This is a genomic window from Candidatus Caldatribacterium sp., assembly GCA_014359405.1.
GTDB lineage: Bacteria > Atribacterota > Atribacteria > Atribacterales > Caldatribacteriaceae > Caldatribacterium > Caldatribacterium oleiphilum.
Genome location: JACIZN010000062.1, coordinates 1 through 10844, shown reverse-complemented (window position 1 = coordinate 10844; position 10844 = coordinate 1). Strand labels below are relative to the sequence as shown.

General features: G+C 52.0%; 12 protein-coding genes and 3 tRNA genes. 2 read left to right on the top strand and 13 right to left on the bottom strand.

Annotated features, from left to right (window positions below):
• Positions 1-238: hypothetical protein (locus H5U36_06095; GenBank protein ID MBC7217709.1), on the bottom strand; the 238-nt coding region annotated here is incomplete at its 3' end.
• A 172-nt stretch (positions 239-410) separates the two neighbouring features.
• On the opposite strand from H5U36_06095, the gene H5U36_06090 reads away from it, so the two are divergent.
• Positions 411-1427 (top strand): LacI family DNA-binding transcriptional regulator, encoded by a 1017-nt coding sequence (locus H5U36_06090; protein ID MBC7217708.1) that lies wholly within the window; start codon positions 411-413, stop codon positions 1425-1427.
• 4 nt (positions 1428-1431) lie between these two features.
• Here H5U36_06090 and hcp read toward each other — a convergent pair whose 3' ends face one another.
• A complete protein-coding gene (hcp, locus tag H5U36_06085) occupies positions 1432-3075 on the bottom strand; it encodes a hydroxylamine reductase (GenBank protein ID MBC7217707.1) in 1644 nt (547 codons plus the stop codon).
• A gap of 187 nt (positions 3076-3262) precedes the next feature.
• Between hcp and H5U36_06080 the strand changes: the two genes are divergently transcribed.
• A tRNA-Leu gene (locus H5U36_06080) sits at positions 3263-3350 on the top strand.
• Between the two features lie 128 nt (positions 3351-3478).
• Here the strand turns inward: H5U36_06080 and H5U36_06075 are convergent.
• The 11 genes from H5U36_06075 to H5U36_06025 all read right to left on the bottom strand — a co-directional run bounded on the left by H5U36_06075 (position 3479) and on the right by H5U36_06025 (position 10641).
• Positions 3479-3555, bottom strand: a tRNA-Arg gene (locus H5U36_06075).
• 83 nt (positions 3556-3638) lie between these two features.
• Entirely contained in the window at positions 3639-3926 is a 288-nt protein-coding gene (locus H5U36_06070; GenBank protein MBC7217706.1) for an HU family DNA-binding protein, read from the bottom strand.
• 33 nt (positions 3927-3959) lie between these two features.
• Positions 3960-4220: a stage V sporulation protein S gene (locus tag H5U36_06065; GenBank protein ID MBC7217705.1), complete on the bottom strand. Its 261-nt coding sequence runs from the start codon at positions 4218-4220 to the stop codon at positions 3960-3962.
• 141 nt (positions 4221-4361) lie between these two features.
• Positions 4362-4814, bottom strand: a complete 453-nt coding sequence (locus H5U36_06060) for an NUDIX domain-containing protein (GenBank protein MBC7217704.1) — start codon at positions 4812-4814, stop codon at positions 4362-4364.
• Entirely contained in the window at positions 4811-5671 is an 861-nt protein-coding gene (locus tag H5U36_06055) for a DUF89 family protein (GenBank protein MBC7217703.1), read from the bottom strand. Before H5U36_06055 ends, H5U36_06060 begins: the two co-directional genes overlap by 4 nt.
• Positions 5668-6351 (bottom strand): TrkA family potassium uptake protein, encoded by a 684-nt coding sequence (locus H5U36_06050; GenBank protein ID MBC7217702.1) that lies wholly within the window; start codon positions 6349-6351, stop codon positions 5668-5670. Before H5U36_06050 ends, H5U36_06055 begins: the two co-directional genes overlap by 4 nt.
• A gap of 6 nt (positions 6352-6357) precedes the next feature.
• Positions 6358-6729: a hypothetical protein gene (locus H5U36_06045; protein MBC7217701.1), complete on the bottom strand. Its 372-nt coding sequence runs from the start codon at positions 6727-6729 to the stop codon at positions 6358-6360.
• Positions 6713-8608: an ATP-dependent metallopeptidase FtsH/Yme1/Tma family protein gene (locus H5U36_06040; protein MBC7217700.1), complete on the bottom strand. Its 1896-nt coding sequence runs from the start codon at positions 8606-8608 to the stop codon at positions 6713-6715. Before H5U36_06040 ends, H5U36_06045 begins: the two co-directional genes overlap by 17 nt.
• On the bottom strand, positions 8605-9177 hold the full coding sequence (gene hpt / locus H5U36_06035; protein MBC7217699.1) for a hypoxanthine phosphoribosyltransferase: 573 nt from the start codon (positions 9175-9177) through the stop codon (positions 8605-8607). The genes H5U36_06040 and hpt overlap by 4 nt, the downstream gene beginning before the upstream one ends.
• A 4-nt stretch (positions 9178-9181) precedes the next feature.
• Positions 9182-10546 carry a tRNA lysidine(34) synthetase TilS gene (gene tilS / locus H5U36_06030; GenBank protein MBC7217698.1) on the bottom strand — a complete coding sequence of 455 codons (1365 nt, stop codon included), beginning with the start codon at positions 10544-10546 and terminating at the stop codon, positions 9182-9184.
• Between the two features lie 19 nt (positions 10547-10565).
• A tRNA-Met gene (locus H5U36_06025) sits at positions 10566-10641 on the bottom strand.
• Positions 10642-10844: the final 203 nt, after the last annotated feature.

Sequence of the window (10844 nt, the reverse complement as noted above, 5' to 3'; positions counted from 1 at the left end):
TGTAGCTCAAGCCCTCATCAGGAAGAGTTTCCGGGCCGTTATCAGCCTGAACAGTGGAGGCAAACCACCGCTCATCGATGCCGCCCCGATGGACTCCAAAGGCGTAGTAGTCGTCAGGGTGAAGCTTGAGCCTCCTTCCAGGAATACAGAAAGACCTGGGAACCCAGGTGGGGAAAAGACGTAGGACTCCTTGTCCTTGGTTCAGAGCGATATCGAGAAGCCTTGCCATCGTTGCCATACCTATCCCCTTCCTTCATTTTTTAAAAGGATACCGCAAACCTGGTAAAAAGTCTATTGGTAACGTTTGCCCTAAAACTACCACAAGCAACTTTCCCTGTCAACATTGGTTTTTCTGGCCTCCTCGTGATATAATTTCCCAAGGCTTAGAAAACGTTTCCAAAAGAGGGCCTATGGCGTCCATCAGGGATGTGGCAAAGCTCGCAGGGGTTTCCATAAGCACTGTTTCCCGGGTTATCAACAGGAGAGGAAAAACGAGCAAGGAAACAGAAGAGAGGGTCTGGAAGGCCGTAGAGGCTCTCCAGTACCGACCGAATCTCCTTGCCCGGAGTCTGCGGAATCAGAAAACAAAGCTCCTTGGACTTCTCGTTCCCGATATCGACAGTCCTTTCTTTGCAAGGCTCGCCAAGTACGTTGAAGAAGCCGCTTACCAGAAAGGGTACAATCTCATCCTCTGTAACGTTGGAGAAGATCCTAAAAAGGAGCGAAACTACCTTGAAGTTCTCATCCAAAGGCAGGTCGAAGGCATTATTTTCCCTCGAGTCTCCGATGAAAGCCTTCTTTTCAGAATTCCCCATCTCTCAAAAATCCCGTACGTTGTTCTTGACCGGACACTCGAGGGAGAAGAGGCCCCAACGGTGAAACTCGACAACGTAGCCGCAGGAGTACTTGCTGCCACTCATCTCCTTGAGCTTGGCCACAGGCAATTTGCCTGCATCGCAGGACCACAGAAAATCAGCGTTTCTCGAGAACGCCTTGGAGGATTTCTCGGAAAGCTTGCCCAGGCAGGTATTCCACCGGAAAATGTCTGCGTCGTTGAGGGTGATTTCAAAATCGAGGGCGGACGGAGAGCCATGGAGAAAATTCTTGACCTCCTTTCTCCTCCTTTTGCCCTCTTTTGCATGAACGATATGATGGCCTTTGGAGCCATTCAAGTGGCCAGAGAAAGGGGCTGGCGGGTACCCGAAGACGTCTCCGTTGTTGGACTTGACAACAACCCTCTCTGCGAGGTTTTCTCTCCCCCTCTCACGACAGTTGCCCAACCCTTTGACCGAATCGCTAAGCTGGGCATCTCTCTCCTTTGCAAACTCATCGAGGGGAAGAAAGTACGGAAGAGATTTGTCACGGTTTCACCGTACCTTGTGGTACGCCGGTCCACTGTTCCCCTCAAGGAGCAGCAGACCGGCTGATTTCCTACTCAAGAATCGCTTTCAGATCTTCCTCGGGCGTCGTAATGGGTATAAGGTTAAATTGCTCTTTCAGAACCCGGTACACCGGTTCCTTTACGAACGCCGGCATGCTCGGTCCAAGGCGCATATTCTTGATGCCAAGGTAAAGAAGTGTCAGGAGAATGGCCACTGCCTTCTGTTCATACCAGGAGAGGATGAGAGAAAGGGGCAGGCTATTCACATCGGTATTCAGAGCGCGAGCAAGACCGAGAGCTATCTGGATAGCTGAGTACGCATCGTTGCACTGGCCGACATCCAGGAGTCGAGGGATTCCCTCAATACTTCCAAACTCGAGCTTGTTGAAGCGGTACTTGCCGCAAGCAAGGGTGAGAATGATGCAGTCCTGAGGTACTGCTTGAGCAAACTGGGTATAGTAATCTCGCCCAGGCTTTGCTCCGTCACACCCACCAATGAGGAAGAAATGCCGGATTTTCCCCTGCTTGACAAGGTCGAGAACCTTATCAGCGACACTCAACACCGCATTCCTTGCAAACCCCACAAGGATGGTCTTTTCCGGCTCATCCTCTTTGAATCCCTCTTCCTTCAAAGCAGCCTCTATAACTGGGGAAAAATCGCGGTTTTTAATGTGCACTACTCCAGGCCAGGCCACAAGGCCACTTGTGAAGATGCGGTGCTTGTAGCTTTCTTTGGGCTTTTGGAGACAGTTCGTCGTCATGAGAATGGCCCCAGGGAAAGCATCGAACTCCTTCTGCTGATTCTGCCAGGCGCTTCCATAGTTCCCCACAAGATGTGGATACTTCTTGAGACCAGGATACCCATGGGCAGGAAGCATTTCTCCATGAGTGTAGACATTGATTCCCGTCCCTTCGGTTTGCTTGAGAAGTTCCTCCAAATCCTTCAGGTCGTGCCCCGAGACAACAATAGCCTTTCCTTTCACCGGCGTCACTCGAACAGGGGTTGGCACGGGATGTCCATATGTCGTAGTGTGAGCCCGATCGAGGAGTTCCATTACTTTAAGGTTGTACTCTCCAACCTTGAGAGCCGTGGCGAGGAGCTCCTCAAGGGTAAAGCTTTCTTGAGTGAGAAAATCCAGGGTCCTGTGGAAGAAAGCATAAACATCGTCATCCTCAACGCCAAGAATTTGTGCGTGATCCGCATACGCCGCCATTCCCTTTAAACCATAGAGGATGAGGTGCTTTGCTCCGGCAAGGGTTTCTCCGAGACGTCCGATGTCCTTCTCAAGGGTAACTTCCTCTCCCTGACGGATGAGCCCGTTGAGGTCACCCGCAGGAACCCACTGAGCAGGCCCAGAGAGGTTCTCAGGGGTCTTGCCATTTTTTGTGCACGCCTCAAAGTAGAGGTTCTTGAGCCTTTCCTTTATTTCGTAAGCCTTTTCAAGGTACATTTTGATTCGCTCAGGATCAAAATCCACATTTGTTACCGTACTGAAAAGGGCTTCAAGAACAAACACATCCGCTTCTCTGTCCCGCACCCCAAGCTCCCGAGCCCTCGTTGCGAACATTGCCAGACCCTGTGTGGCATACACAAGAAGGTCCTGCAAGGCAGCAGTCTCAGGATCCTTTCCACACACCCCGAAACTCGTGCACCCTGTGCCTTTTGCGGTCTGCTCACATTGATAGCAGAACATTCTCTCTCTCCTCCCTTCAGCGAATTTTGGTACTATTATACCTAAATAGCCGTGCCTGTCAAGGCTAAGGCAACATCCTGCGGCTTGTTCCGAGCTTTTTAGGGGAGGACCAAGAACCTTGCAGTCCGTGGTTGCACCCAAGCTCTTGACAACGATAAGGGGGATATTCTATTGTATTTTTGCCCGTGCCGAAGTGGCGGAACTGGCAGACGCGCTGGAATCAGGCTCCAGTGAGCGTAAAGCTCATGCGGGTTCGACTCCCGCCTTCGGCACCAGAGCATTTTACCTCCGATTTTTCCCCTTCAAGAACCGCAAGAGAGATCAATCTTAGTTTCTGCTGTCAAATTGCTGTCAACCTGCTTTCTGTTCACAAGGGGGAAGTGGCGGGAAGCCGCAAAAAAACTGGTGCGCCCGGCGGGAATTGAACCCACAACCTTCGGCTCCGGAGGCCGACGCTCTATCCTGTTGAGCTACGGGCGCACCTCATCCACCTATAAAGTATACCAGAGTGTCCCGCAAAGACAAGGTCCCCACGGGGGATTCCCCCGTGGGGAAGAGCTCTCCTACTTTACGATCTCCTTAAGGAGCTTCCCTGGACGGAAGAAAGGCACCTTGGTCTCAGGAATATGAATCTCTTTTCCGGTCTGCGGATTCCTCCCTCTGCGGCCCGCTCTCTTTTTCACCCCAAAGGTACCAAAGCCCACAAGCTGCACCTTCTCGCCTTTCCGAAGCGCGTTCTCGATGACTTCGAGCATCTTGTCCACGACACGAGCGGTATCCTTCTTCGTAATGCTCAAACCCTCCTTTTTCAGTTCCTCCGCAAGAGTGCCCACCAAGTCCTGCTTGTTCATCCTCCCCAACCTCCTTTTCCTGAGGATTCAATTTTAAGCCGGAAGCACAATGAAGCGTATTGCCGTTTTCTCTGAATCGTTTATCTTGACATCCACAAAAGCTGGAATGCAAACAAGATCAATACCACTTGGCGCAAGATATCCCCGAGCAATAGCGATGGCCTTCACCGCCTGGTTCACTGCACCCGCTCCCACTGCCTGCATCTCTGCCCGTCCATGCTCTCGAATTACCCCAGTAATTGCCCCCGCCAAAGCCGCCGGCTTTGTACGGGACGAAATCTTCAAAAGCTCCACCGGATAACCTCCTCGCCTGATTTGCGCCCCTTCCTCGGATCTTGTTCCCTCCCTTCTCCGAGGGCAAAACCAGGCTTTCCCTCCTTTTGGGAGTATTTTAGCGCATGAACAGGGATTTTGTCACTGTCAAGGGGGGAAACCTCAAAAATTTATCCCTACTTCTTCCAGATACCTCTGCGCCAGAGAGAGGATGAGCCGCTCGTTTTCGTAAAAGAGGAAACGAGGAGCCTCAGAGAGCTCGAACCAGCGGGCCTCCTCGACTTCTTCCTCTGCACTCCGTGGACCTTCTTCTTCCACTCCCATAAGGTAAAAAGTAACGTGCTCCTCGAAGATACGACCGTTCCGCTCGTAGGTGAAAGAAATTTCTCCAAGCTTTGGACCAAGGCGAGGAGAACACCCCGTTTCTTCTTGAACTTCCCGAGCTGCCGCCTCCTCTTCCCTCTCCCCTTCCTCAAGGTGCCCTTTGGGAAGCGTCCAGAAAGAAGATCCCCTCTTCCGGATCAGGAGAACCTGAAAGGACGAATCCCCTTCTCGCACCACTACTCCACCACTTGAGCGGACAAGGACGGTGTTCTCTTGACCCATGGCGCTCACCCAAGGTTCCTTTTGAGAATCAGCGCCCCCTGAGGCACCCCAAATTCCCTGGCGACAGGAATGCACTTTGCCTTGAGGAGAAAATAGATATTCTCCTTTCGCCCACTCAGCGTTTCGAAGTTCCCCTGACCCTTGGAAATAATGAGGTCGGCTCGCTCCCAAATTTCCTGAAGTTCGCGAGGAGCCTTGGCAACATCAATGCCTGTTTCAGCCTGTCCTGTGGTCATGAGTACCGCAAGTCCGTCAAGACCTGCTTCCCTGGCATCCTCAAGGAGAGCATCGTTAGAAATTGGTCCTCCTTTAACGACAAAAATAATCTCCTTTTCCCCGCAGGAACGGATTTCTTCAACGAGAACACGGTCGAAAACAATCTCTCCCGCATTATCCCCAACGTAGATGATGGTTCTCGCTCTCAGGATATCTGTGTAAAATGCTGGAAAGTCGTACCTTCCCCATTGAGCGTTCGTCACCTGAGCGAGAATGTCCGACACATCCACCTCTCGGTACACCCCAAGGTCGATGATGTTTCCAGCAATGGCCACAAGAACCGCTCGCTCAAGCCGGTTGCCACAAGAAGCATTCACAAATTCTTTAAGCTGAGGGTAAAGCTCCAGAGCCATGCGATTGTAGTGTCGCTTGAAGCGATAGTAGATATCCTCAACCCCTGTGGCTTCTTTCGCAATCTGATGGGCAAGAGTAGTCATGTAGGCCGGAGTCCACTGGGGGTCGGCGTGAGCGTACAATGCGCAGACTCGCTGCGACACTTTCCAAAGGAGGTCAAAATCAGCCCCCGCGATTTCTGCAGCCTCCTGAGCCTGTCGAATGTTACAGGTGAAACATTCAAGCTGCGCCTTCATGCTTCCACAACCTTTCCATTGCGACTCTCAACCATTTCTTTGAAAAATCTCCGCAACTGCTGTTCGTTTCCCAAAATGTAGATGACATCCCCTTTGAGCAATACCTCATCGGCTGAAGGCGAAACCCGGTACTCACCATCTCTTTTTATGGCCAGAACGGTAACACCATAGCGGTTTCGGAGCTGAGCCTTGCCAAGAGACATCCCGTGAAGGAGAGGGGGAAGCTTCACTTCAACGACGTTGTAGCCAGGAAAGAGCTCCTCGGTTCGTATGGCGTTCGGAAAGGCGAGTGTCTTTGCTACCTTAAGCGCCATATCTCGCTCCGGGAAAATAACACGATCAGCACCGATTTTCTCGAGTATCTTTCCGTGCATCTCATTAATTGCCCGCGCCACAATAAAGGGAACCCCGAGTTCCTTCACTGCAAGGGTTGTCAAGACGCTCGACTGGATATCGTTGCCGATACTGACGATAGCCACATCGAAGTTCTTCACTCCCAACGCTTCAAGAACCCGCTCATCCGTTGTATCCGCCTGGACAACCTCGGTGATTTTCCCTGCCATCTCTTTCACAGGATCCTCATCGATATCCACCCCAAGAACGGTAAACCCCTGCTGGTACAGGGCAATGGCAATACTGCTCCCAAAAATGCCCAAACCAAAAACGGCGAATTGTCTCATGCACTATCATGCCTCACTTCTTGTTCCCTTCGATTTTGACTCAAGACGCTTCATGAACCATTCCCGGTTCACCACGAAGCGCTCCAAACGACCTTCCCCAACCTTTTCAACCTCATCAAAAGCCTCTGCTTCAAAGATAAGGCGATTCCGGTAAATTTCCACAAGCGTTGCCCGGGCAGTTACTTTCATACCCTTTGGAGTCGCTGCTATATGGGAAATGCTGATTCGCGTACCTACGCTGACATACCCTTCAGGAAGATGGTGCTTCACTGCCTCATGAGCGGCATTGTCCATAAGAGACACAAGCATCGGGGTTGCAAAAGCCGGGACCATATCGGGGTCAAAACGGTCAGCGGTACTCTCATCGGTCACCACCATACTCGCTACCCCCGTCAGACCAACGCGCAGCGTGTTCGCCTTCATGGACTTTTTCTCCTCCTTTGGAAGAATCGTCCTGGGGTATATCGAGAATACGCTCGATCTCTTCCCGCTCAAGAACCTCCTTCTCCATGAGCTCTTTCGCAAGTGCATCCAGCTTCTCCCGGTACCGGAGAATAACGTCTCTTGCTCGCTCGTATGCCTGATCGATAAGGGCTCGAACTTCCTTGTCAATAGCGTAGGCAATCTCCTCGCTGTAGTTACGATCTTCGGCAATATCTCGCCCAAGAAAAACCTCCTTATGCTTTCGTCCTAAGGTGAGAGGGCCAAGGAGCTCGCTCATACCGTACTCGCAGACCATTTCCCGGGCGATTTCTGTGGCCTTCTTCAGGTCGTCATGGGCACCAGTAGTCACATCTTTGAAAATGACTTCTTCAGCCACACGACCTCCAAGGAGAATGGAAAGCCGTGCCATGAGTTCCTGCTTGGTGAGCAGGTAACGGTCTTCTGTCGGGAGCTGCAACGTATACCCCAGGGCAACACCCCCACGGGGGATGATGGAAATCTTATGCACCGGGTCACTACTGGGAAGAACCTTTGCCACAAGGGCATGCCCCGCTTCATGGTAAGCGATGATGCGTTTCTCCCGTTCGCTGATGATAATGTGCTTTCGCTCCGGTCCGGCGATGACTTTGTCAATTGCCTCTTCGAAGTCCTCCATTTCAATGACCTCTTTCCCCTTGCGGGCAGCAAGGATGGCCGCCTCGTTCACGAGATTCGCAAGATCCGCCCCCACAAAACCGGGTGTACGGCGAGCAAGAACCCCAAGGTCCACATCCTTCCCCAAAGGCTTCCCGCGAACATGAACTCGAAGAATGGCTTCCCGTCCCCGAACATCAGGTTGCGGCACAGCAATGCGGCGATCGAACCTTCCCGGGCGGAGAAGCGCAGGATCCAGGATATCCGGACGATTCGTGGCTGCAATGAGAATGACTCCCTGGTTCGGATCAAACCCATCCATCTCCACAAGGAGCTGGTTGAGAGTTTGCTCCCGCTCATCGTGCCCTCCACCAAGTCCTGCACCCCGGTGACGGCCAACAGCATCAAGCTCGTCAACGAAAACAATGCAGGGGGCGTTCCTCTTAGCATTAGCAAAGAGGTCCCGAACGCGAGCCGCTCCCACACCGACAAACATTTCGACAAAGTCAGAGCCACTGATGCTGAAGAAGGGAACTCCTGCTTCCCCTGCAATGGCCTTGGCAAGAAGGGTTTTACCTGTTCCCGGAGGGCCGTAGAGGAGCACACCCCTTGGAATACGGGCACCAACTTTCTGGAACTTACGGGGGTTTTTCAGGAAATCCACGACTTCCTTGAGTTCTTCCTTTACCTCGTCAATACCGGCAACATCGTCAAAAGTTACCCTTACTTTCTCCGGGTCCACCATTTTTGCCCTGCTTTTGACGAAAGAGGTGACCTTGCTTCCCCCTTGGAGTTGCTGAAGGAGGAAAATCCACACCACGATGAGAAGGAGCGTCGGAAAAAGAGAGCTCAGAATCCGCGTCCACCAGGATGGTTCCACCGGCGGGCGGGCCTCAATCTCCACATTTTTGTCCCGAAGGATACGAATGAGCTCAGGATCCTCAGGAGCATAAGTGGTGAAACGAGTCCCGTCGTACATCTGTCCGCTGATATTTCGGTCGGCAATAATGACTCTCCGGACAGCTCCCCGCTGTACCGCGTCAAGGAACTGAGTGTACGTCAGGACCTGAGGAGGGGCCTCTCTCTGCATGAGAGAGGTTGCCAGAGAAATGATGATGATGAGGAAAAGGAGATAGAAACCAAGGTTTCGGTAAAATCTCCCACCAGGAATATTGTTCATCTGCGCTGACCCTTTCCTTCCCTCGGAACGTCACAGTAGTACTCCGGTTTCAGGACAAAGATAAAAGGATAATTCCGGTATCGCTCCGCGTAATCTAAGCCGTACCCCACCACAAAGTAATTGGGAATCTCAAATCCCAGATAATCGATATGCAAGTCGTGGACAACTCTCCTCTCAGGCTTACTCAAAAGGGCACAGATTCTAAGACTTGCTGGTCCCCTTGTTGCAAGAACCTCCTTGAGATGTCGCAAGGTCAATCCTGTGTCAACAATGTCTTCCACGATGAGAACATGGCGACCAGTTATAGGCTTATCAAGGTCTTTCAGAATCCGCACAATGCCACTCGTCTCACACTCATCTCCGTAACTTGATATCGACATAAAATCAACGCTGAGAGGAACACGAATATTCCTGACGAGGTCGGCCATAAAAATGAAAGCCCCCCGGAGCACCCCCACAACCCGAAGCTCCATACCCTCGTAGTCCCTGCTTATGGCTTCTCCAAGTTCCCGAACTCTTTTCTGAATTTCCTCTTCAGTAATCAGCACTCTCTCGATAAACTCTTCCACCCTTTCACCCCTTGTAGCGCCTTATCGCAACGTGGAGGATACGCTTGCTATTTTCCTGAACTCGTACCCTTTCGTCAAGGGCCACTCCGGGAATCCAGAGAATCTTCTCCGCGTCGCAGAGAATGGGGATTGCTCTCCGCCACTCCCAGGGGATTCCCCGCTCGTCAAAGAGCTCTTTGAGCTTCCACTCCTTCCCTTCTACCATCATTCGGTCCCCTTCGCGGAAATTTCGCAAGGCAAAGGGAAAAAGGCACCGCTCAAAGTCGAGGGCTACCTGCCAGCTCAAGCCACGGTCTTGGGGAAGAGGCTCAAATCGAGCCTCAAGGGTAAGACCAAGATCGGGAAAGGCGTGTGCCCCCGGGAGATCCAAAGGGAAATTCCAGGAAGGCATGTTGACAAGGGGAAGAGGAGATGACGAAGCCCAGAGGTATCCTCCGTGCACCCAGACCCGGACTTTGCCCGGGAGCGTCACCTCGCCTTTTCGTCGCTCTACGAGGCGAAGGATATCCATCACCTGGCCTCTTGTAATATCCCAAAGCGTTCCCCGGACTTCTCTGAGGAATTTTCGGATTGCTTGAGGGCGTTCCTCAGGAGGAAGAAGGATGAGCTCATCAAGAGCAATGCCCGTTACCCCATTTTGCCTCACAATGGGGATTTCGGGCTCCTCTCGGGAATGCATCACTTCCTGGGCGTTCAGAGAAAGTCGGACAAGTGCCTCCAAGACGCGGGGGTTCAATTCTCTAAGTAGAGGAAGAACCTCAAGACGAATCCGATTCCGAAGAAATGTGGGGTCAAAATTTGAACTATCCTCAACAAAGGGAATGCCTTCCCCTTTAAGGAATTCCAGAACCTCAGAGCGCCAAACCCCAAGAAGCGGTCGAATGTAGGGACCATCCTTAGGCTTCATGCCACAGAGGCCAGAGAGTCCTGTCCCTCGAAGGATATTCATGAGAACCGTTTCCGCCTGGTCATCCAGAGTATGTCCCAAAGCTATGGAGGAAGCACCACACCTTGCAGCGCACTCCCTGAAGGCTTCGTACCGAATAGTACGGGCTGCCTCTTCTAAGGAAAGTCTTGAAGAAGCATGAAAGGAGGCAACGTCCCTTCGCTCTACAACAATGGGCAGATTCCGTTCTTGCGCCCACTGGACACAGAAAGCCTCATCCCGCTCGGACTCTTCTCCTCGAAGCTTGTGATTCAGGTGGAAGAGGACAAGCTCAACATCAAGAAGAGACCTGAGACGATGGAGCGCTTCGGCAAGAGCGGTTGAATCTGGTCCCCCTGAGAAGGCAACAAGAACAACATCCCTGGGAGCAAGGAGGGAATGCTCCCTGATGAATCTGAGAACTTTTCGCTCAAAAGTATGCACTGCTCAACCCTTCGCAGCCTGGTGGCGGTGCAGGGATTCGAACCCCGGCGCTCCGGGTATGAGCCGGATGCTCTGACCAACTGAGCTACACCGCCACCCGTATTTTATTATATCGAGGACAGGCAAAAATACAAGAACCCACGCTCAAGAGACATAGTGTATACTTAGGAAAAGACCTGGAGTGTGAAGCTCATGAAATGCAGCCGGTGTGGACAAGAAGCTTTTGTCAAGTTCAAACGGCACAATGCCGCCTTTTGCAATGACTGTTTCAACATCTTCTTCGAGCGACAGGTGGAAG

Bases quoted from the DNA above. Each gene is read 5' to 3' on its own strand.
- H5U36_06090 (MBC7217708.1), top strand. From the start codon at position 411: ATGGCGTCCATCAGGGATGTGGCAAAGCTCGCAGGGGTTTCCATAAGC.
- hcp (MBC7217707.1), bottom strand. From the start codon at position 3,075: ATGTTCTGCTATCAATGTGAGCAGACCGCAAAAGGCACAGGGTGCACG.
- H5U36_06070 (MBC7217706.1), bottom strand. From the start codon at position 3,926: ATGAACAAGCAGGACTTGGTGGGCACTCTTGCGGAGGAACTGAAAAAG.
- H5U36_06055 (MBC7217703.1), bottom strand. From the start codon at position 5,671: ATGAAGGCGCAGCTTGAATGTTTCACCTGTAACATTCGACAGGCTCAG.
- H5U36_06050 (MBC7217702.1), bottom strand. From the start codon at position 6,351: ATGAGACAATTCGCCGTTTTTGGTTTGGGCATTTTTGGGAGCAGTATT.
- H5U36_06045 (MBC7217701.1), bottom strand. From the start codon at position 6,729: ATGGTGGTGACCGATGAGAGTACCGCTGACCGTTTTGACCCCGATATG.
- H5U36_06040 (MBC7217700.1), bottom strand. From the start codon at position 8,608: ATGAACAATATTCCTGGTGGGAGATTTTACCGAAACCTTGGTTTCTAT.